The 21,029-nt window shown below is 72.7% G+C and carries 19 protein-coding genes and 2 pseudogenes; 10 read left to right on the top strand and 11 right to left on the bottom strand.

Annotation, left to right across the window (positions count from 1 at the left end; all coding sequences use genetic code 11):
• Both H0S67_RS19580 and H0S67_RS19575 read left to right on the top strand, forming a co-directional pair.
• Entirely contained in the window at positions 1-2,535 is a 2,535-nt protein-coding gene (locus H0S67_RS19580; protein ID WP_180934397.1) for an ABC transporter permease, read from the top strand.
• Positions 2,536-2,614: 79 nt separating this feature from the next.
• Positions 2,615-3,325: a GntR family transcriptional regulator gene (locus H0S67_RS19575; RefSeq protein ID WP_180937017.1), complete on the top strand. Its 711-nt coding sequence runs from the start codon at positions 2,615-2,617 to the stop codon at positions 3,323-3,325.
• A 4-nt stretch (positions 3,326-3,329) separates the two neighbouring features.
• Here H0S67_RS19575 and H0S67_RS19570 read toward each other — a convergent pair whose 3' ends face one another.
• The gene (locus tag H0S67_RS19570) at positions 3,330-3,695 is read right to left on the bottom strand and encodes a hypothetical protein (protein ID WP_246355412.1); all 366 of its coding nucleotides are present in this window, start codon (positions 3,693-3,695) and stop codon (positions 3,330-3,332) included.
• Positions 3,696-3,774: 79 nt separating this feature from the next.
• Here H0S67_RS19570 and H0S67_RS19565 point away from each other — a divergent pair, with 79 nt between their 5' ends.
• A complete protein-coding gene (locus tag H0S67_RS19565) occupies positions 3,775-4,518 on the top strand; it encodes a copper homeostasis protein CutC (RefSeq protein ID WP_180934395.1) in 744 nt (247 codons plus the stop codon).
• A 46-nt stretch (positions 4,519-4,564) separates the two neighbouring features.
• The gene (locus H0S67_RS19560) at positions 4,565-4,786 is read left to right on the top strand and encodes a DUF4031 domain-containing protein (protein WP_246354896.1); all 222 of its coding nucleotides are present in this window, start codon (positions 4,565-4,567) and stop codon (positions 4,784-4,786) included.
• Between the two features lie 33 nt (positions 4,787-4,819).
• On the opposite strand, the gene H0S67_RS19555 is transcribed toward H0S67_RS19560, so the two are convergent.
• The 3 genes from H0S67_RS19555 to H0S67_RS19545 form a co-directional block, all read right to left on the bottom strand.
• The gene (locus tag H0S67_RS19555) at positions 4,820-5,452 is read right to left on the bottom strand and encodes an HD domain-containing protein (RefSeq protein WP_180934394.1); all 633 of its coding nucleotides are present in this window, start codon (positions 5,450-5,452) and stop codon (positions 4,820-4,822) included.
• A 5-nt stretch (positions 5,453-5,457) separates the two neighbouring features.
• Complete coding sequence (locus H0S67_RS19550; RefSeq protein ID WP_180937016.1) at positions 5,458-7,455, bottom strand: HelD family protein; 1,998 nt, start codon at positions 7,453-7,455, stop codon at positions 5,458-5,460.
• Positions 7,456-7,643: 188 nt separating this feature from the next.
• Positions 7,644-8,531 carry an oxygenase MpaB family protein gene (locus H0S67_RS19545; RefSeq protein ID WP_246354894.1) on the bottom strand — a complete coding sequence of 296 codons (888 nt, stop codon included), beginning with the start codon at positions 8,529-8,531 and terminating at the stop codon, positions 7,644-7,646.
• 224 nt (positions 8,532-8,755) lie between these two features.
• On the opposite strand from H0S67_RS19545, the gene H0S67_RS19540 reads away from it, so the two are divergent.
• On the top strand, positions 8,756-10,348 hold the full coding sequence (locus tag H0S67_RS19540; protein ID WP_180934393.1) for an alpha/beta fold hydrolase: 1,593 nt from the start codon (positions 8,756-8,758) through the stop codon (positions 10,346-10,348).
• 9 nt (positions 10,349-10,357) lie between these two features.
• Here the strand turns inward: H0S67_RS19540 and H0S67_RS28465 are convergent, their stop codons facing one another.
• From H0S67_RS28465 to H0S67_RS19520, 7 genes and pseudogenes are all read right to left on the bottom strand, one after another.
• Positions 10,358-10,717: a Rossmann-fold NAD(P)-binding domain-containing protein gene (locus H0S67_RS28465; protein WP_246355449.1), complete on the bottom strand. Its 360-nt coding sequence runs from the start codon at positions 10,715-10,717 to the stop codon at positions 10,358-10,360.
• The gene (locus H0S67_RS28460) at positions 10,633-10,935 is read right to left on the bottom strand and encodes an NAD(P)-dependent oxidoreductase (RefSeq protein ID WP_425489835.1); all 303 of its coding nucleotides are present in this window, start codon (positions 10,933-10,935) and stop codon (positions 10,633-10,635) included. Before H0S67_RS28460 ends, H0S67_RS28465 begins: the two co-directional genes overlap by 85 nt.
• A 73-nt stretch (positions 10,936-11,008) precedes the next feature.
• Positions 11,009-11,191 carry an NAD(P)-dependent oxidoreductase gene (locus H0S67_RS28455; RefSeq protein WP_425489834.1) on the bottom strand — a complete coding sequence of 61 codons (183 nt, stop codon included), beginning with the start codon at positions 11,189-11,191 and terminating at the stop codon, positions 11,009-11,011.
• Positions 11,179-11,561 (bottom strand): annotated as a pseudogene (locus tag H0S67_RS28450) (phosphoglycerate dehydrogenase); the annotation flags it as partial. The pseudogene H0S67_RS28450 and the gene H0S67_RS28455, both read right to left, overlap by 13 nt.
• Before the next feature lie 157 nt (positions 11,562-11,718).
• Positions 11,719-13,357: pseudogene (locus H0S67_RS19530) on the bottom strand (DNA repair helicase XPB).
• 45 nt (positions 13,358-13,402) lie between these two features.
• Positions 13,403-13,930, bottom strand: a complete 528-nt coding sequence (locus H0S67_RS19525) for a CGNR zinc finger domain-containing protein (protein ID WP_180934392.1) — start codon at positions 13,928-13,930, stop codon at positions 13,403-13,405.
• Between the two features lie 47 nt (positions 13,931-13,977).
• The gene (locus tag H0S67_RS19520) at positions 13,978-16,266 is read right to left on the bottom strand and encodes a helicase-associated domain-containing protein (RefSeq protein WP_180934391.1); all 2,289 of its coding nucleotides are present in this window, start codon (positions 16,264-16,266) and stop codon (positions 13,978-13,980) included.
• Positions 16,267-16,332: 66 nt separating this feature from the next.
• Here H0S67_RS19520 and H0S67_RS19515 point away from each other — a divergent pair, with 66 nt between their 5' ends.
• The 5 genes from H0S67_RS19515 (at position 16,333) to H0S67_RS19495 (ending at position 20,958) form a co-directional block, all read left to right on the top strand.
• Complete coding sequence (locus H0S67_RS19515; protein WP_180934390.1) at positions 16,333-17,166, top strand: PP2C family protein-serine/threonine phosphatase; 834 nt, start codon at positions 16,333-16,335, stop codon at positions 17,164-17,166.
• Positions 17,163-17,339: a hypothetical protein gene (locus H0S67_RS19510; protein ID WP_180934389.1), complete on the top strand. Its 177-nt coding sequence runs from the start codon at positions 17,163-17,165 to the stop codon at positions 17,337-17,339. The genes H0S67_RS19515 and H0S67_RS19510 overlap by 4 nt, the downstream gene beginning before the upstream one ends.
• 179 nt (positions 17,340-17,518) lie before the next feature.
• Positions 17,519-18,385 (top strand): FHA domain-containing protein, encoded by an 867-nt coding sequence (locus H0S67_RS19505; protein WP_180934388.1) that lies wholly within the window; start codon positions 17,519-17,521, stop codon positions 18,383-18,385.
• A 196-nt stretch (positions 18,386-18,581) separates the two neighbouring features.
• A complete protein-coding gene (locus H0S67_RS19500; protein WP_180934387.1) occupies positions 18,582-20,600 on the top strand; it encodes an immune inhibitor A domain-containing protein in 2,019 nt (672 codons plus the stop codon).
• Positions 20,557-20,958 carry an immune inhibitor A domain-containing protein gene (locus tag H0S67_RS19495; protein ID WP_246355411.1) on the top strand — a complete coding sequence of 134 codons (402 nt, stop codon included), beginning with the start codon at positions 20,557-20,559 and terminating at the stop codon, positions 20,956-20,958. The genes H0S67_RS19500 and H0S67_RS19495 overlap by 44 nt, the downstream gene beginning before the upstream one ends.
• Positions 20,959-21,029 lie beyond the last annotated feature (71 nt).

The following is a 21,029-nucleotide window of genomic DNA, read 5'->3' as shown; positions in this document are numbered from 1 at the left end:
ATGATCCGCGCCGCCCTCAAGAGCCTGCTCGGGCGCAAGGTGCGCCTGATCATGAGCACCTTCGCGATCGTGCTGGGCGTCGCCTTCGTGGTCGGCTCGCTGGTCTTCTCCGACACCCTCAACCGCAGCTTCACCGCGCTCTTCGCCTCCACGGTCGGGGACGTCGTCGTACGCCCCGTCGGCGGCACGACCGTCAACGGCACGCCGTCGACGAAGACCGTCCCGGCGTCGGTCGTCGACCAGCTCCGCAGCGTGCCCGGCGCGGCCCGGGTCGACGGCAACGTGAGCGCCGTCGGCGCCTTCGTGGTCGGCAAGGACGGCAAGGTGATCGGCGGATTCGGGCCCCCGGCACTGGGAGGCAACTGGACCGGGGCGCCGGCCGGGCACGGGCTCGAAGGGCTGGCGATCCTGAGCGGGCACGCGCCGCACGGCCGGGACCAGGTGGTGCTCGACGAGAAGACCGCCGACCGCGGCGGCTACGCGCTCGGCGACCGGATCCGCCTGATCACCACCAGCCGCCTGATGCTGACCCCCGAGCTGGTGGGCATCGCCGGCTTCCCCGAGGGCGGCTCGCTCAACGGCGCCACGCTGGCGCTCTTCGACACCCCGACCGCCCAGCAGCTCTTCCTCAAGGGGCGCGACGTCTACAACGACGTGTGGGTGACCGCGGACGCCGGGGTCTCCCAGGCGCAGCTCCGGGACCGGGTGGCCGCGGCGCTGCCGGCGGGCTACCGCGCGGTCACCGGCGACAAGGCGGCGGACCAGTCGGCCTCCGACCTGCTGAAGGCGGTCTCGTTCATCACCACGTTCCTGCTCATCTTCGCGGGCATCGCGCTGGTCGTGGGCGCCTTCCTGATCGTCAACACCTTCTCGATCCTGGTCGCGCAGCGCAGCCGCGAGCTGGCACTGCTGCGCGCGCTCGGCGCCTCGAAGCGGCAGGTCTCGGCGTCGGTGCTGCTCGAGGCCTTCTTGCTCGGCGTGCTCGGGTCGACGGCCGGCCTGGCCCTCGGCTTCGTGCTGGCCATGGGCATCCGGGCACTGTTCGCGCGCTTCGGGCTCGACCTGTCCGGGCAGCCGCTGATCTTCCGCCCCCGGACCGTGCTCGCGGCGTACGTCGTGGGTGTCGTGGTGACGATGGCCGCGGCGTGGCTGCCTGCGCGCCGCACCGGGCGGATCGCACCCATCCAGGCGCTCCGCGACGACATCGCCCTGCCGGAGAGCTCCCTGCGCCGTCGGCTGATGCTCGGTGTCGCGCTCATCGCCGCGGGCGCGGTCGCGCTGGCCCTCGGGCTCTTCACTGGCGTGCCGCACGGCGGCTGGTTCGTCGGGGGCGGGGTGCTCGCGGTGCTGCTCGGCGTCTCCTCGGCGAGCCCGGTGATCAGCCGGCCGTTCCTGCTGGCTGCCCGGTCGACGTACGCCGGTGCCTTCGGCAGCGTCGGTCTGCTCGCCGGCCAGAACTCCCTGCGCAACCCGCGTCGTACGACGGCCACCGCCTCCGCGCTGATGATCGGCCTGACCCTGGCCTGCACGATGGCGATCGTCGGCGACTCCGCCAAGGCCTCCGTGGACAAGTCGGTGTCGGAGAACTTCGTCGGCGACTACATCGTGAGCAACGTGTTCGGCGGCGCGTTCCCCACCGGGATCGGGGACCGCATGGAGCGGGTGCCCGGGGTCAGCAACGTCGTCCGCGAGCGCTACGGGTTCGGCACCCTCGACGGCAAGGACCAGGGCGTCGCCGCCACCGACCCGGCGGACACCGCGGCCCTGGACCTCTCCATGACTGCGGGGACGCGCTCCGCGCTCGCCGACGGGACGGTCTTCCTGCAGAAGTCGTGGGCGAGCGACCGCGGGCTCTCGGTCGGCGACACCGTGACCGTCCGGATGCCGACCGGGGTCAAGACGTGGCGGGTGGCCGGCATCTTCGACGACAACCCGGTGGTGTTCTTCCCGGTGCTGACCACGCTCGACACCCTGGCGCGCGCCGGGATCCCGCGCGAGGACAACGCGCTGATCATCTTCACCGCCCCGGGCGCCACCGGGGTGCAGGCCCGGCTGGACAAGGTCGTCGCACAGCTGCCGATCGTGACCGTCAAGGACGAGGCCGGCTTCGCCGCCGAGCAGCGCGGCCCGATCGACCAGCTCGTGCAGATGATCTACGCCCTGCTCGGCCTGGCACTGGTCATCGCGGTGCTCGGCATCGTCAACACCCTCGCGCTGTCGGTCATCGAACGCACCCGCGAGGTCGGGCTGCTGCGCGCGATCGGGGTCAGCCGACGGCAGCTTCGCTGGATGATCACGCTGGAGTCGGTGGTGATCTCGGTGCTGGGGGCGGTGCTCGGGGTGGTGCTCGGCATCGGGTTCGGGGTGGCGCTGATGTACGCGCTCAAGGACCAGGGGCTGGAGGCGATCAGCATCCCCTACGGGCAGCTGACGCTCTTCCTGGTCCTGGCCCTCGTGATCGGGGTCCTGGCGGCCGTCTTCCCCGCGCGGCGCGCCGCGCGGCTTGACGTGCTGCGTGCGATAGCGACGGAATGAGGTACAAGCGAAGAGATCCGTCTGCGACGAACGCGGGACGGGGGCGCGTTCGCCGCCTTATGGTTCGTCCGTGGAGGAGATGGTGGTGACCGAGGGGCGCGCACTGAAGCACGTGCAGGTGCGCGAGTATGTCCGGTCCCTCGTCGCAGGGGCGGCACCCGGGTCTCCCGCGCCCTCGGAGCGCGAGCTGGTGCACCGCTTCGGGGTGGCCCGGATGACGGTGCGCCAGGCGATGGACGCCCTGGTGGTCGAGGGACTGCTCGAGCGCATCCCCGGCCGGGGAACCTTCGTCGCGCGGCCGCGCCGTGCGGCCACCCGGCTGGCGTCCTTCACCGAGGAGATGAACCGCCGCGGCCTGCTTCCCGAGTCGCAGACCCTGCTCGCCCGCCGCGAGCAGGCCGGCCCGGGCGTGGCGCGCGCACTGAGCCTCACCGAGGGTGACTCGGTCATCCACTGGCGCCGGCTGCGCCGCGCCGACGGCGTGCCGATGTGCCTCGAGGACGCCTACCTCAACGAGATCCTGATCCCCGGCTTCCTGCAGGCCGGGATGCCGACCAGCCTGTACGACGCCCTCGACTCCCGCGGGCTGCGGCCGACCTGGGCGGAGGACTCCATCACCGCGGACGTCGCTTCGGAGGAGGAGGCGGAGCTGCTCGAGTGCGCCCCCGGCGCCCCGGTGCTGCGCCACTCCCGCCGCGGGCTCGCCGAGGACAAGGTCGTGGAGGTGTCGCGCTCGGTCTACCGGGCCGACCGCTTCACGATGTGGGTCCAGCTCGGCCAGGAGAGCTGAGCCGCTAGAGACGGACCTCGCCGAGCTGACCCAGCTCGGCGACCGCCCGGCCCGACTCCTCGCACACCCAGACCGGGTCGGGGCCGCCGAGGTCGGGCTGGATGTAGAGCGCATGGACGGGCGCGTCGCCGCAGGACCGGCAGACCGGCCAGCGACCGACCGATTCGAAGAGAGCGTCCTGCACGTCCTGGGCGACCAGCCCGGCGACGTACACCTCGCCCTCGGGCCACTGCTCGGCCCACCACCGTCTCTGCGACACCGCCTCCTCGAGGGCCGACACGGCGGTCGCGGTCGCGTGGTCGCGGGCCTGCAGGTCGGCGAGGACCCGGGCCCGGGCGTCGAACAGCAGGGCGTTGTCCACGACCCCCATCATGCCCCCGGAGCAAGGGATGCGGGAGCGGCTGCGTGGGGACCGCGGGATCGGGTGCGCCCCGGCCTACAGTCGGACCATGAGCGAGCCGCTGCTCGAAGTGACCGTGCTGCACCCGCGCGACATCACCGGTGCGCAGGAGGGTGGTGCCGACCGGCTCCACCTGGTGGCGCCCGGCGCCGAGGCCGCGCTCTCACCGGAGCCGGGCGTGGTGTCGTCGGTGTGCCGCGAGACCGAGCTGCCGGTCTTCGTGCTGCTGCGCCTCAACGACTCCTGGACCACCACCGGCGGCGAGCTGACCCGCCTGGTCGGCCTCGCCGAGGACTACCTCGGCTGCGGCGCGGCGGGGGTGTCCTTCGGGTTCCTCGACGCCGACCTCGAGATCGACACGGAGGTCTGCACCCACCTCGCGTCCAGCCTGCCCGGGGTCCCGTGGACCTTCCACCGGGCCGTCGACGCCACGCTCGACCCGCGCCGCTCCTGGCGTCGGCTGGTCGGGCTGCCGGGGCTGGTCGCGGTGCGCTCCGCCGGCTCGCCGCAGGGGCTCGCGGTCGGGTACGACGACCTGCTGGCGACCGCGTCCTCGGACCCGGCGGTGGCCCGGCTGCTGATGCCCGGCGGCGGGCTGCTGGCCGAGCACGTCCCGTGGTTCGCCCGGGCCGGTGTCTCGAGGTTCCACCTCGGCCGGCAGGTGCGCCCGGGGGCGTCGTACAAGTCCTACGTCGACGCCGGCCACGTCCGCTCCTGGCGGCTGCTGCTCGACAGCGCCGTCGAGCGCGCCACTGTCTCCGCCTCTGCCTCCGATAGGGCAAGCTCCGCCTGATGGGGGTCCTCATCGACCCGCCCAACGCCGCCGGCCACGGCCGGCTGTGGTCCCACTGGCCAGCGACAGCTCCTACGACGAGCTGCACGCGTTCGCGCGGACCGTGGGCATCCCCGAGCGCGGCTTCGACCGGGACCACTACGACGTCCCGTCGGAGTGGTACGACCAGGTCGTGGCCGCCGGGGCCGAGCCGGTCACCTCGCGCGAGCTGGTGCGCCGGCTCCACGCCGCCGGCCTGCGTCGGCGCAAGCGGCCGGGCGGTGGCTGAGCCACCGTTTCATCGGCCGGGACGGTGACTGGCTCACCGCTGGGGTGGTGGGGTGCGGGACCCGTCGACGAGCTCGGCCAGCTCGCGCTCGACGTTGGCCCGGGCCGCAGCCTCCCACCGCCCGCGCGCGTACGCCGTGTGGAACAGGTGCGGCTTGGCCAGCAGGTCGCGCAGGATCGCGGCCCGACCGGCGCGGAAGTCGGCGTCCGGCACATGGGCGTACTCGCGCCGCACGTCCGCGGCGTACTCGTCGTAACGGTTGCGGGGGGCCGCGAGGATCCCCAGGTCGGCGTCGGAGAGCAGGCAGCCGTTGGGGTCGTCGTCGGCGGGCCGGTGGGTCTCCGTCAGTCGCACCAGCCGGCCCACCTCCGCCACGGCCCCGGGATCGGTGACCAGGGCCGGCAGCTCGTCCTCGGCCCACGCCGCCGAGCGCTCCTCGGCATCGGCCCCGCCGTCGTAGACCGCGTCGTGGAACCAGGCCGCCAGCAGCACCACCTCCCGGTCGCCGGTGCTGCCGCCCCTGAGCAGCTCCTCGACGCGGTCGCAGACCTCCTCGAGGTGGCGCAGGTCGTGGTAGCCGCGCGCCGGGTCGGCGTAGGCCTCCAGCAGCAGGTCGCGCACCTCGGTCCCGGCCGCCAGCGGCCAGCAGTCGGCGAGGTCTCCCATGCCCGTCAGTGTGCCCGAACCACACCCAGCTCGGACGGCAACGGCTCCGAGTGGAGCACGACGAGGGAGGTCACCGCGCGGGTGAGGCAGACGTAGAGCCGCCGCAGCCCCGTCACCCGGTCCGGCTCGCCGGCGACGATCCCAGCGGGCTCGAGGAGCACCACGTGGTCGAACTCGAGGCCCTTGGCCAGGCCGGCGGGGACCAGGTCGAGGTGGGCGTCGAACTCGGTCTCCTGCGCGTCGGCCGGCTCGTCCCCGAGCACCGCGAAGCCGATCCCGGCGTCGCGCAGCGCCCCCCCGACCTCGTCCAGCACGGCATCCGGGGCGATCAGGCCGACCGAGCCCTCGCGGGCGACCGCGGCGCGGACCGCGTCGACCAGCTCTCGGGTCGATCCGTCGCCGGCGGCGACCCACGGCACCACTGCCAGCTCGCCCCGCGACCGTCGCACCGACGTCGGCGGCTCGAGGTCCGGGGCGATGTGGGGGAGCAGCCGGGCGGCGTACTCGATCACCTCGCCCGGCACCCGGAAGCCGCGGGTGAGCTGCTCGACGTGCGCGTCCGGCTTCCCGAGGTGGCCCAGGGCCTCGGCCCAGGACCGGGTCGCCCAGGGGGTGGTCGCCTGCGCCAGGTCGCCGAGCACGGTCAGCGAGCCGGTCGAGGAGCGCCGGGCCAGGGCCCGGAGCATCATCGGGGAGAGGTCCTGGGCCTCGTCGGCGACGATGTGCGCCAGCGACGGCGTCCGCTCGACCAGGTCCGCGGCCTCGTCGACGAGCACGGCATCGGCCAGCGACCAGCGTGTGGACCCCGGGCTCCGTGGCGGCCGCGACCACAGCAGCAGCGCCTGCTCGTCGGCGTCGAGGACACCCTCGGCCGCCGCCGCGAGGAAGTCCGGGTCCGACAGCAGCCGCCACACCAGACGGGCCGGCTCCACGGCGGGCCAGAGCGTCTTCGCGTAGTCCTTGACCGGCTTGCTGCGGGCCACCGCGTTCTGCACCCGGTCGTCGGGGGAGTCGCCGGCGAGCTCCATCTTCACCAGGATCCGGTGGGCCAGCGACTGCGGCACCATGGCCCGCGCCGCGCCGTACCTCACCCCGCGCTGGCGCAGCGACGCCACCAGCTCCTCGGCCTCGTAGGCCGCGACCCGCCACCGTCGCGCGCCCCGCGGCACGACCAGGCCCTCGTCCGGTGCCTGCACGTGCGCCCACAGGGCCCGCCGCAGCACCTCGGCCATCCGGGCGTCCCCCTTGAGGGTCGCCACCGCGGCGGTGTCCTCGCCGCGGACCTCCCAGCGGGGGTCCTGCTCGCGCAGCGTCCGCGCGACCAGCTCCTCGATCGTCGACTGGGTCGCGTCGATCTCGCCGAGTGCGGGCAGCACGTCGCGGATGTAGCGCAGGAAGCTGGCGTTCGGCCCGACGACCAGGACGCCCTGGCGGGTCAGCTGCTCGCGGTGCGCGTAGAGGAGGTACGCCGCGCGGTGCAGGCCGACCGCCGTCTTGCCGGTGCCCGGGGCGCCCTGCACGCAGACCGTCCGGGACAGGTCGGAACGGACGATGACGTCCTGCTCGGGCTGGATGGTCGCCACGATGTCGCGCATCGGCCCGACGCGGGGGCGCTCGATCTCGGCCTCGAGGATCGCGGAGTGCTCCTCGCTGTCGTGGCCGCCGATCAGCTGTTCGTCCTCGAAGGCGGTCAGCCGGCCGTGCTGGAAGCCGTACCTGCGCCGTCTGGCCACCCCCATCGGCTCGACGCGGCTGGCCCGGTAGAACGGCAGGCTCACCGGCGCCCGCCAGTCGATGACCATCGGCTCGCCCGTGGGGTCGGAGATGTGCCGCCGGCCGATGTGGAAGGTCTCGGTGTCGTGGTCGAGCCGCCCGAAGAACAGCGGCACCGTGGGGTCGTCGGCGAGCTGCTTCATCCGCAGCGCGAAGGTGGACTCGAGGACCTCACGGCTCACCCAGTCGCCCGCCGCGGCCGCATCCATGGCGGCGGTGCGCTCGCGCATCCGGGCCAGCTGGCGCCGCGACTCGGCCAGGTGCTCCTGCTCGGCGGCGAGCTCGGGATCCGGGAGGTCACCAGAAGCGCTGCTCTCGGGAGCTGGGGGCACGGCGGCACCTCCGCGGTCGCGGTCGGTCGAGGGGGGAGCGTGACGCTAACACTCGTGGTGCCGGCCGGCCACCCGAGTTCGCGCGGTCAGCCGGCCCGCTCGGCCTGGCTGCTCGGCGGGCTCATCGCCCAGCGGATCGCCCCGGTCGCGGCAGCGCCGAGCGCCCGCACCACGGTCCGCTCCGAGACCGGCAGCCACGGAAGTCGCAGGGGTCGCCTCGTCCAGCGCGGCATCAGACCGATTGCGGCCGCGACGAGCACGCCGTACGGCGCCCGGGCGGCCAGGGGCAGCGGCGGCCGGAACAGCAGGTAGGAGACCGCCTCGCGGGCGTCCTCGGTGCCGCGCAGCTCGGGGCGGTACGCCGCGAGCGCGGCCCGCAGCTCGGCCTCGGTGGTCGGCGGGTCGACGACCCCCAGCCGGCGCGCGACCTCGGCGGTCTGGGCGACATAGGTGTCGCGCCCGGCCTGGTCCAGCGGCTCCTTGCCGTAGACCGTGTGGGCGAGCAGGAAGCTGTCGACCTCGGCGACGTGCACCCAGAGCAGGAGGTGGGGGTCGGAGGCGGCGTACGGCGTGCCGTCGTCCAGCGTCCCCGTGACCCGGTCGTGGATGGCGCGGACCACGTCGACGGCCTGCTGGGCGTCCTCGGCGTGCCCGAAGGTCGTGACCGCGAGGAAGCGGCTGGTCCGGGCCAGCCGGCCCCACATGTCGCCGCGGAAGCCGGAGTGCTCCGAGACCGCGCGCATGGCCGCGGGGTGCAGGGTCTGCAGGAGCAGCGCTCGGATGCCGCCCACGAACATCGAGGCGTCACCGTGCACCCGGGTGATCGGGCTGCCGGGCTCGAACCAGCGCGGCCCGGGCCGGCCGTGGATGCGGTCGCGGTGCCTGGCACCGTCGGGGCCGGCGACGCGCAGGAAGAGCGCCTGGCCGATCCTTCGGCGCGCGGCCAGCACGGCGGACGATCCGGGAGGAGTCACCCCGCCATGGTGCACCGCCCGCCCAAGCCCGCCGAGTCGGCGTTCCTTGACGCGCCGGGTACGCCGAGTCGGCGTTCCTTGACGCGCGCGTTACGCCGAGCAGCCTACGTCTGCGCCGGTCGGGCCTCGGCGTACCCAGTTCTGGCTACACGCGGTGACTCGGCCACCGTCGCAGCGCCACCGATGGAAGCCTGACCGGGCTCACGAAGATCGGGGGATCTGACATGCGAACCAGGACCGTGCTGGCGGCGGTAGCCGGCCTCGTCTCCACCGCGATGGTCGCCGGCGTGCCGGCGACGACATCGGCCCAGGCGACCGAGCGGGCACCCGCCGCCGCCCAGTTCACGCCTCGCGCCATCTCCTGGCACAAGTGCACGGACCGCGACCTCCGCCATGCACACGCGCAGTGCGGCATGCTCGTCGTCCCGCTGGACCACGCCGACCCCGCGAGCCCGACGATCCGCCTCGCGGTGTCCCGCGTGCGCCACACCCGCGGGCCTTACCGCGGCATCGTCGTCACGAACCCCGGTGGTCCGGGCGCGTCGGGCACCTCGCTGGCCACGCTGGGCCAGTCCGTGCCGGGCCACGTGGCGCAGACCTACGACTGGTACGGCCTCGACCCGCGCGGCGTTGGCGCCAGCCGGCCGGCCCTGAGCTGCGACGGCGGCTACTTCGGCTGGGACCGGCCCAGCTACGTGCCGCACAACCGGTCGATCTCGAGCTACTGGCGCCGGACGACGGAAAATTACGCCGCTGACTGCGGCAGCGCGGCGGCCAGCGAGCTGCTGCCCCACCTCCGCACCACCGACAACGCCCGGGACTTCGACATCCTGCGCCGGACGGTCGGCGCGAACAAGTGGACCTTCTACGGTTTCTCCTACGGCACCTACCTCGCCCAAGTCTACGCGAACCTCTACCCCAACCGCGTCAAGGCCATGGTGCTCGACGGCGTGCTCGACCCGACCCGGGTCTTCTACAGGTCCAACCTCGACCAGGACCGCGCGTTCCAGGTCACCAACGACAAGTTCTTCGCCTGGGTCGGGAAGTACCCCGGCATCTACCACCTCGGACACGGCCGGAAGGCGGTCCAGCGCGGGTACGACCGGCTGCGCCACCGGCTCGAGCGGCACGCCGCCGGCGGCAAGGTGGGGCCCGACGAGCTCGCCGACGCCCTTCTCCTGGCCTCCTACTACCGCCCGTACTACACGCTGGTGGCCCCGGCCTGGTCGGCCCTGGCCAACCACAACAGGCCGGGTGGGATCGCCCGGCTCTACCGGGCCCTGAACCCGGCCGGGCCGGGAGCCGACAACGGCTACGCCGTGTACGTCGCGACCGAGTGCACCGACGCGCCGTGGCCGCAGGACTGGGCGACCTGGCGGCAGGACAACTGGCGCGTCCACCACCAGGCGCCGTTCTACACGTGGGCCAACGCCTGGTACAACGCGCCGTGCCGCACCTGGCCGGCGGCGTCCGGGCCCAGGTTCGACGTCACCGGGAGAGGCGTGAAGGCGCCGATCCTGCTCACCAACGAGACCTACGACCCGGCCACGCCGTTCCCGGGGGCGCTCACCGTCCGCAGCATCTTCCCCACCTCGGCCCTCGTGGAGGGCGTGGGTGGCACCTCGCACGCCGTGTCCCTGTCGGGGATCGCCTGCACCGACAACGCGGTCGCGGCACTGCTCCGGGACGGCTCGCTCCCGAAGCGCAGGGCCGGCCACCACGCGGACAAGCGGTGTCCCGGGCTCCCGGCACCGGCCCCGCGGGCTGCCGGACGACCGGTGGCGCACCGGCCACTGCCGGTGCCGGTCCGCTGGTAGGGCAGCGTCTCACGCCTGCCAGGTGCGCAGCCAGATCGTGTGCGGGTTCTCCACGAGCGCCTTCAGCGACTCGGGCGAGACCGGGTCCACGGCGTCGGTGACGACGTAGCCCTGCTCTCCGCGGGTGGAGAGGTACTGCCCCACCACGTTGTCACCCTGCTCGGCCAGCACCTGGTTGACGCCGGCCAGCACCCCGGGGACGTTGATGTGCAGGTAGCCGACCCGGAAGGTGCCGGGCTCGAGCTCGGGAGCCTGCACGGCCGGGAGGTTGACCGAGAGCGCGGTCATGCCCTGGAGCGCGAAGCCGGCGAGCTTGCCGGCCACGAAGTAGCCGATCTCCTCCTGGGCCTCCTGGGTCGAGCCGCCCACGTGCGGGTGAGGATGACGTTGTCGAGGCCACGCAGGACCGACATGAACTCGTCGCCCTGCTTCTTCGGCTCCACCGGGAAGACGTCCAGCGCCGCGCCGGCGATGTGGCCGAGAGGATTGTGCTCGCGCAGGGCCTGGTCGTCGACCACCATGCCGCGCGAGGCGTTGATGAACAGCGAGCGCGGCTTCATCTTCGCGAACTCCGCGGCGCCGAACATGCCCGCGTTGCCCGGCCGCCCGTCGACGTGGTGCTCACCACGTCGGCCTCGGCGAGCAGCTCGTCCAGCGTGCTCACCCGGCGGGCGTTGCCGTGGGCGAGCCGGTCGGCGTGTCGAAGAAGATCACCCGCAGGCCCATGGCCTCGGCGAGGTTGGACAGCTGCGTGCCGATGTTGCCGTAGCCCACGATGCCCAGCGTGCGGCCGCGCACCTCGTGGCTGCCCTTGGCCGACTTGTCCCACACGCCGTCGTGCATGCGCTGGGTCTTCTCGGCCAGCCGGCGGCCAGCACGACGATCTCGGCGATCACCAGCTCCACGACGCTGCGGGTGTTGGAGTACGGCGCGTTGAAGACCGCGACACCGCGCGCGGCCGCCGCCTCGAGGTCGACCTGGTTGGTGCCGATGCAGAAGCAGCCGATCGCGAGCAGTCCTGGGCGTGCTCGAGCACGCGCGGGGTGATCGTCGTGTTGGAGCGGATCCCGAGCAGGTGGACCCCGTCCAGGGCGGCGACGAGCTCGTCCTCGCTCAGCGAGCCGGCCCGGAGCTCGACCTCGAACCCTCGGGTCTCGAGGATCTCGACGGCGACCGGGTGGATGTTCTCGAGCAGCAGCACCTTCACGGTCATCCAGCCTAGGAGGCATTGCCCGAGGCTCCGATTCGGCGCCGATGGGCGGACAGCCCACACCCCGTCGAGTCGGCGAAGGTTGACGCGCAGCACGGTCAACGAACGCCGACTCGGCGGACGCGGTGGTCAACGAACGCCGACTCGGCGGACGGGTGGGTCAGGCGGGGAGGTCCTCCGCGTCCACGATCCGGTAGGCGTAGCCCTGCTCGGCGAGGAAGCGCTGCCGGTTCTGGGCGAACTCCGCGTCCCACGGTGTCCGCGAGACGATCGTGTAGAAGTGCGCGGTCTTGCCCTCCTCCTTCGGCCGGAGCAGACGACCGAGCGCTGGGCCTCCTCCTGGCGGGAGCCGAAGGAGCCGGACACCTGGATCGCCACCTCGGCGGAGGGCAGGTCGATGGAGAAGTTCGCGACCTTGGAGACCACCAGCAGCCCGACCTCGCCGGACCGGAACGCGTCGAAGAGCCGCTGCCGCTCCTTGACCGTCGTCTCGCCCTTGATCACGGGGCGTCCAGCGCGGCCGCGATCTCGTCGAGCTGGTCGATGTACTGCCCGATCACCAGGGTCGGCTGGTCGCGGTGCGCCTCGACCAGCTCGCGCACGACGTCGATCTTGTGGTGGGTGCAGGACGCCAGCCGGTAGCGCTCGTCGGCCTCCGCGGTCGCGTAGACCAGCCGCTCGTTGGTCGGCAGCGTCACCCTGACCTCGACGCAGTCGGCCGGCGCGATCCAGCCCTGCGCCTCGATGTCCTTCCAGGGCGCGTCGTACCGCTTCGGGCCGATCAGCGAGAAGACGTCGCCCTCGCGGCCGTCCTCGCGGACCAGGGTCGCGGTCAGCCCGATCCGCCGCCGCGCCTGCAGGTTGGCAGTCATCCGGAAGATCGGGGCCGGCAGCAGGTGCACCTCGTCGTAGACGATCAGGCCCCAGTCGCGGGCGTCGAGCAGCTCGAGGTGCGGGTAGACGCCCTTCCGCCGGGTCGTCAGCACCTGGTACGTCGCGATGGTGACGGGCCGGACCTCCTTGACCGCGCCGGAGTACTCCCCGATCTCGTCCTCGGTCAGGGAGGTACGACGCACCAGCTCGTCCTTCCACTGCCGGGCCGAGACGGTGTTGGTCACCAGGATCAGGGTGGTCGCCTGGGCGTGGGCCATGGCGGCCGCGCCGACCAGGGTCTTGCCGGCGCCGCAGGGGAGCACGACGACCCCGGACCCGCCGTGCCAGAACGACTCGGCCGCATCGCGCTGGTAGTCGCGCAGGTGCCACTCCGACTCGTCCAGGGCGATCGGGTGCGCCTCGCCGTCGACGTAGCCCGCGAAGTCCTCGGCCGGCCAGCCCAGCTTGAGCAGCGCCTGCTTGAGGTTGCCGCGCTCGGAGGCGTGCACCACGACGGTGTCGTCGTCGATGCGGTCGCCGAGCATCCCGGCGATCTTCTTGGCGCGGAGCACCTCCTCGAGCACGGGCCGGTCGTTGGAGACCAGCACCAGCCCGTGGATCGGGTTCTTCTCCAGCCGGAGCCGGCCGTAGCGTGCCATCGTCTCGGCGACGTCGACGAGGAGCGCGTGCGGTACGGCGTACCGGCTGAACTCCAGCAGCGTGTCGACCACCTGCTCGGCGTCGTGCCCGGCGGCGCGGGCGTTCCACAGCCCCAGCGGGGTGAGCCGGTAGGTGTGGATGTGCTCCGGCGACCGCTCGAGCTCGGCGAACGGCGCGATCGCCTTGCGGCAGTCGGCGGCGCGCTCGTGGTCGATCTCGAGCAGGAGGGTCTTGTCGGACTGGACGATCAGGGGTCCGTCGTTCACCCGGCGAGTCTACGGAGCGGGCCACGTCCGCCCTCGGCGGCACGATCAGGCGCCGGCGACCAGCTTCTGCCGGGCGCGGTACGCCGCGACGTTGGCGCGCGACGAGCACCGGTCCGAGCAGTAGCGCCGGGACTGGTTGGGGGAGGTGTCCACGAAGACGTTGGTGCACGGCGACGCCGAGCACACCCCCAGGCGGGTCGGCCCGAGGTCGCAGACCAGCGTGGCCAGCCCCAGGAGCGACTCCCCGACGAGCAGCTCGGCGACGCTGGCGCTCTTGGTGGCCACGTGCATGTGCAGGTCGTGGTGATCGTGGTGGGCGATCCGCGGGGTGATGGGGTGGCGGACCATCAGGTCGTTGAGCCCCTCCACCACGCCCTCGACGTCGCCGGCCTCCCCGGCCTCGAAGACCGGGCGCAGCTCGCGCCGGAACTTCCGCAGCAGCATGCAGTCGCGGTCGGTGCACTGCTCGTGCAGCCACTCGCGCCCCGCGAGATGGGCGACGAGCGCATCGACGTCGGCGATCTCGGTGTTGACGAGACCCGCCGACTGCTCGGCGTACCGGAGGAAGTCCACGCCCTCCAGTCTACGGAGGGTGCGCCACCGCAGGGCTTCCGCGACGGCTACGGCCCGGCGGTGACCTGGCTGACCGTCGTGATCCGGTGCACCGCGAAGGTGCGGACGTCGTCGCTGCGGTGGTCGTGCGCCGTCAGCCAGCCCCCCTCGACCTTGAGCGGGTCCACGATCCGTTCGGAGCTGCTGCCGTGGTTGTCGACGTACCCGATCAGGACGGTCCTGCCGCCCTCCACGGCCTCGCGCAGCGCAGTCAGCGACCCGCTCGGGGTGAGCGTGGCCACCGGGACGGCCGGGCGCTCGGCCGTGACCCGGTCCCCGGAGCGCACCGCGTTCACCACCTGGGCGACCTGGGCGCTCTGGTGGGCGGCCCGCACCGCGGTCCCGCGCCGGTCCCGAGGCGTGCGGGCGCGCAGCAGGTCGGGTCGCGCGACCCGCACGGTGCCGTCGGCCGCCTCGATGACCGGCGCCGCGCCGAGGTCGCGCAGCCGGGGGAGGAGGACGTCGAGGGGGGTCCCGGAGATGAGCACCGTCGGCGCGATCCGGCGAAGCCCCAGCGAGGCCGCCTGGGGATGGTGCAGCAGCTCCGTCAGCGCGGTCTCGTCGTCGGCGCGCAGGAACGCCTCCGCGTGGCCCACGCGCACGGTCCCGAAGGTGCGGGCGGTGTCGTCGACGAGGTAGGTGAGGGGCTGCGGCACCGGCGTGCGGGACACCGACTCCAGGAAGTCGTGGATCTCCACCGCGGACCAGCCCGTGTCGAGGGCCCGGCGCACCGAGGACGGGGTGAACCGGTAGACCGTGGCCCCGCCGCGCGACTCGACGTCGGCGAGCAGCTGGAGGGTGCGTGCCAGCGGCGCCTCGAGCGGGCCGGGCGCGACCGCGGTCAGGTCGGCCTGGACGAGGACGTGGTCGACGGGCTCGGGCAGCAGCCCCGCGAGCTGCTCGACGGCTCCGGCGTCGTCACCCACGAGCAGGCTGCGGGCGTACGACGGCAGCCCGCCGAGCCCGGTCACGCCGAGCGCCGCGGACTCGCCGACCGCCCACGCCACCTGGTCGGCGCGGGTACGCGGTCGCCGGGGCCGCAGCCACGCGACCCGCTGCACGAGCGAGGGCAGTCCGGTCCCGGAGGCCAGGACCTGGCCGGCCGGGAGGTCGGCGAGCACCTCCAGCGCCATCCGCCGGCTCTCGACCTGGGTGGCGGCGGCCAGCTCGGGGGCCAGGGCGTTCCAGGCCTTGCCGTTGGAGTCCCTCGACCCCACCAGGCCGGGCATCCGCGGCGAGTCCAGCCACGCCCGCACCAGCGCCACCCACCGCTCGGCGATCGAGCGGGTGACCCAGGCGTCGAAGGCGTCGGTGGGGATCCACACCGGGTTGCCGCCTCCGTCGGAGCCGGTGGCGAGCAGCTCGGCCGCGTGGGCGGTCTCGATGACCAGGGCCGCGGTGGGCTCGTCGAGGTGCAGGGTGCCGGCGGCCGCCTTCAGGTCGCGTACGCCGAGCCCGCCGCTGCGAAGCGCGCCGGGCGGGTGGCTGCCCCACTGGTCGAGCAGCAGCTCCACCCGGCGTACCGCCTCGAACGCCGTGCCCGCCGCCGCCCGCTCCACCAGGGCGGGGTCGCGGTCGGAGGTGATGACCTCCGGAAGGTCGTCGACCGGCTCCCGGGTGGTGTGACCCCCGCGCAGGGCGATCCCCACCTCGCCGGGCAGCACGACCACGCCGCCGCCGCGGGGCACCAGCAGCCTGCGGGCGAGCAGCTCCTCGGCCGGCGTCTCGGCGTCCTGGGGCAGCACCGTGTGCCGGGCCGACCCCGTGGTCGCCTCGCCGCCGCTGTCGGCGACGTGCTCGAGCAGGGCCCGGGCCGGCTCCGACAGCTCGGCCAGGAGCGCCTCGACCCGGGCCCGCGGTGGAGGCTCGGACGAGACCGGACGCAGGCCGCTGAGGCCGCGGGCCTGGCCCCCGGTGAGTCCGTCGGCCACGCCGCTGAGGGGGCGCAGCCCCTGGTCGGACTCCCAGACCAGGGCCAGGTCGAGCAGCCGCTCCAGTGCGGCGGCGACCCGCTCCGGGGCGGCGTGCACGATCCGCGCCAGGTCGGACGGTGTGGTTTGGCCGGCGACGACGAGGGCATCAAGCACACAGAGCTCGAGCCTGGTGAGCAGGTCGAGGGCGCGCAGCAGCGAGGCACGGGTGGCCGCACGGGAGGCCAGCTGGCCGAAGTCGTGAGGGGCTGGAGTGGCGAGATCGGGACGCGCGACGAGGAGCCGCGACAGTCGCTCGTCCGGCCAGCCGCGGAGCTGGTCGGCGAGGGTGCGGTACCCGTCGCGGCGGGAAGGCGATCCGGACATCCCTTCCACGCTACCCGCCCGTGGCCGCCTGTTCGGCCGTACGCTCCTCCCCACCCGGGAGGTGGGATGACAGGTCAGTCGAGGGGCATCGAGCTCCGCCACGGCGCGGCGACCGACGTGGGCCTGGTGCGGCAGGTCAACGAGGACGCGTTCCTCGCGGCACCACCCGTCTTCGTCGTCGCCGACGGGATGGGGGGCCACGCGAGCGGCGACGTGGCCAGCGCCATCGTGGTCGAGGAGTTCGGACGGCTGGCCGACGCCGGCTACGACCCACGCCGCGGGACCGACGTCGTCGCCGAGACGCTGGGTGCCTGCCAGGCCCGGATCGCGGAGTTCGGGGCCGCCCACCGACCGCGGGGCGGCAGTGCCTTCTACGCCGGCACCACCGCCGTGGTCGCGCTGCTCGTCGAGGACGACGAGGGCCCGAAGTGGCTGCTGGCCAACCTGGGGGACTCGCGGATCTACCGCTACGCCGAGGGCCGGCTAGAGCAGGTCAGCGTCGACCACAGCCTGGTGCAGGAGCTGGTCGACTCGGGACGGATCAGCCCCGACGAGGCGGCCACGCACCCCGAGCGGCACGTCATCACCCGGGCCCTCGGCGGGCCCGACCGGGCCGAGGCCGACTACTTCCTGCTGCCGCTGCCCTCGGTGGAGCGTCTGGTCCTGTGCTCGGACGGCATCACCGGGATGATCGACGACGCCCGGATGGCGGAGATCCTGGGCAGCGCGAGCGACCCGCGCGACGCGGCCGAGGAGCTGGTCGCCGCCGCGGTGGGCGCCGGCGGGCGGGACAACGCCACTGCCGTCGTCGTCGATGTGGTGGGATTGACGGCTGAGGACGACCACGACTCCGAGCACCAGCGGGTGAGTCTCGACCAGGATCTGGGGGCGCTCCGGTGAGCGACGAGCACGAGCACGAGCAGACGACGCGATCCTTCCGGCCCGGAGAGTGGTTCGGCATCTTCGGGGAGCACGCCAGCGTGATCCTGCCGCCGACCGAGAAGTCCCGGGTCGCGGCGCTGTGGGAGATGGTCGACGACGGTGCCGGGTTCGACGAGACGCTCGACGCGTGACGCGCGCGGCGGCCTCCGCGACCTCCCCGGCTTCGTGCTGGTCAGCGAGGCCGGGGGCGAGACCAGGGTCGTGCTGCGCGGCGCCGCCCGCGCCAGCTTCACCACCGCCGACGAGACGGTCGACCTCGACGGGTCGGTCGCCACCACCTGGGTGGAGCACACTGCACGGCGTCACGCGGATGAGCGTCGAGGTCGCCGAGGAGGCCGGGCAGGCCCAGAGCGGAGTCGAGGACCTACGGCTGGCCGGTGGCCTGGTGCGGCTCTCGCGCGTCGACCAGCCGGCGAGCAGTACGGCGCCCGCAGGCCCCGTGCCTGCGGAGCCGCTGCCTGTGGAGCCCCCACCCGTCGATCCGCTGCTCCCCACGGAGCCGCCGCCCGCAGAGCCGCCCCCCACAGAGCCGCCCGGCGTCCAGTGGTACGCCCACCTCGAGGACGAGCCCACCCAGGCGGTCCCCCTCCTGGAGGGAGGCCCGCCCGAGGAGCAGCCCGCCGAGGAGCAGCCCCTCGTCGAGGAGCCGGTCGAGGACGACGTCGACCCGTACTACGACGATCCGCCGATCTGGGTGCCGCGACCCCCGGCCCCGCCCTTCGGCCCGCCCGTGCTGCCGCCCGAGCCGGAGGTCCCCGGCGCGACCACGGGCCCGGTGGCCCGGCTGGTCTTCTCCAGCGGGGAGACGGTCGAGGTCGACCGCGCCGTGCTCGTCGGCAGGGCTCCCGAGGCAGCCCGCTCCGCCTCCGGCGAGGAGTCCCGACTGGTCACGGTGGCGAGCCCGCACCAGGAGATCTCCTCGACGCACCTGGAGATCCGGCCGGGCACGGGGGCCGACCACGGCACGGCCGTGATCACCGACCTCGGCTCCACCAACGGCACCGTCCTGGTCCAGCCCGGGCTGCCGCCCGAGGACCTGCAGCCGGCATCGCCGTGCAGCTGGTCCCGGGCGCCGTGGTGGACCTCGGCGACGGGGTGTCGATCCAGGTCGCGGCACCGTGACCGACCCGGGCTGCCAGCGTCGACTCTGAGAGCCAGGTCACGCCGTCCGTCTTGAGCGGTCTCACAGCAGCCACTTTCATAACAGTCTGGTAACGGTGCCGAGTTGAGGCTCGCGGAATCTCCCGATCAGGGTTCAACTACCCCGGGTCCGTGTCCTGAGGAGATGCTGAGAACCAGCTGTCTTTTTCCTGCAAGGCCGGGCCAATTCATGTGCTCAACGCCGTTACACGCGGCAATACGGGAGGCTTTGCATGAGAAGGACCAAGCTCGTCGCACTCGCGACGGCTTCACTCATCAGCGCAGCGGTCACGCTGCCGCTGAGCTCGACCCAGGCCGGTGCCGTCACGGGTACGGCCGCCGGCGCGGCGCCGTCCTCGTCCGGCAACGCCGCTCCGTCGGACTCGCTCACGCCGAAGTGGCGCGCGAAGTTCGAGGAGCGCAACCAGAAGGCGCTCGAGAAGCGCCTGCGCCAGGGCGGTCGCGGCACGTCGGTCAAGGTGGGCAAGCACGCCTACGGCCGCGTGGCCCAGACCGGCCAGGACAAGATCTTCGTGGTTCTTGCGGAGTTCGGGAACACCCAGCACTCGGCGTACGCCGGCCAGTCGCCCGACGCCCAGAAGGTCGACGGCCCGCTGCACAACCAGATCCCCGAGCCGGACCGCTCGAAGGACAACTCCACGCTCTGGAAGTCTGACTACAACCAGGCGCACTACCAGAACATGTACTTCAACCGGATGAAGAAGTTCTACGAGGACCAGTCCTCGGGGAAGTACTCCGTCGACGGCCAGGTCACCGAGTGGGTGAAGGTGCCCTTCAACGAGGCGCGCTACGGCCGTGACAAGTGCGGCAGCATCGTCTGCAGCAACACCTGGTTCCTGATCCGCGACGCCCTCGCCGAGTGGACCCAGTCCAAGCTCGACGCCGGCTGGTCGATGACGAAGATCCAGGACTACCTGAAGACCTTCGACCACCAGGACCGTTACGACTTCGACGGCGACGGCAACTTCAACGAGCCCGACGGCTACATCGACCACTTCCAGATCGTGCACGCGGGTGGCGACCAGGCCGACGGCGACCCGGTCTACGGTTCGGACGCCATCTGGAGCCACCGCTGGAACGCCCAGATCGAGCCCTTCGGCACCGGTCCCGAGGGCGGGGCGCCGATCGGCGGCGTGAATGTCGGTGAGGGCGGCGTGTCCGACCCGAACGGCGCGAACGTCCAGATCCCGAACAACCCGACCGGCGTCTGGGTCAACGACTACACGATCCAGCCCGAGAACGGCGGCCTGTCGGTCTTCTCGCACGAGTTCGGCCACGACCTCGGCCTGCCGGACCTCTACGACACCTCCGGCAACACCGGTGGCGCCTCCAACACCGTCGAGCACTGGTCGCTGATGAGCCAGTCCCGCGGCACCGCGCAGAAGGACCAGGGCATCGGCGACCAGCCCATGCCGTTCGGCGCCTGGGAGAAGTTCCAGCTCGGCTGGCTCGACTACGACACCGCCCGCCCGGGTCACGACGCGACGTACAAGATCCGTCCCGGCCAGTCGACCTCGGGTGACGAGGCCAACGGCCTGATCGTCCTGCTGCCGAACAAGCACACGACGCTCCAGCTCGGCGCTCCCTGCGCCACCTGCGGGTCGCGCTACTACTACAGCGACAAGGGCGACGACCTCGACACCACGATGACCCGTGAAGTCCCGGCCGTGTCCGGCACTGCTCCGCTGACCGCCAAGGTCCGCTACGACATCGAGCAGGACTACGACTACGCCTACCTCGAGGCCTCCAGCGACGGTGGCCAGACCTGGTCCGCGATCCAGACCAGCGAGAGCGAGCCTTCCAACGAGGCCAACCCGGACGGGACCGGCATCACCGGCAGCACCGATGGCGAGTGGGTTGACCTGACCGCGGACGTGCCGGACGGCACCAACGCCCTGCGTTGGGAGTACCGCACCGACGGCGGCGTGGCCCTGAACGGCTTCCAGGTCGACAACATCACCCTGGACGGCAACGACATCGGCACCGCCGAGACCGGCGCCGAGGGCTGGACCTTCGACGGGTTCCGCACCACCACGGGCACCGAGGACCAGTCGTTCACGAACGCCTACTTCGTGGACAACCGTCAGTACGTCGGTCGTGACCGCCTGCTGCAGCACATCTACAACTTCGGCGACATCGCTCACACGCCGGACAAGGGACTTCCAGCACTTCGAGCCGGGCGCGCTCATCTCCTACTGGGACACCTCGTACACCGACAACAACGTCGGTGACCACCCGGGCGGTGGCGAGATCCTCCCCGTGGACGCGCACCCGTACTTCGTGCACTCAGGCACCAGCCTGATGCGCACGAAGGCGCAGACGGCCGACTCGACGTTCTCGCTCGAGCCGACCGTGAAGCAGACGTGGCGTCTCAACGGCGTTCCGACCACGGTCCGTTCGGAGTCGGCGCAGCCGGTCTTCAACGACATGAAGACCTGGTGGTTCGACTGCGACGAGCACGGCTGCGGTGACCACCCCGGCTTCTACGAGCCCGAGTGGATGGGTGTGGACGTGCCGCAGACCGGTACGAAGATCCGCGTCCTGAGCGTCAGCAAGTCCGGTGTCATGACCGTCAAGGTCACCTCCTGACAGTCTGAACAGCCAAGGACGGGCCCCGTCGATCCCTCGGGATCGGCGGGGTCCGTCGCGTTCCGACCCGG

The sequence above is a fragment of the Nocardioides ungokensis genome (assembly GCF_013466985.1).
In the GTDB taxonomy this organism is placed as follows: Bacteria; Actinomycetota; Actinomycetes; order Propionibacteriales; family Nocardioidaceae; genus Nocardioides; species Nocardioides ungokensis.
The sequence above is the reverse complement of the archived record's forward strand: the minus strand, read 5'-3'. Positions and strand labels throughout refer to the sequence as shown.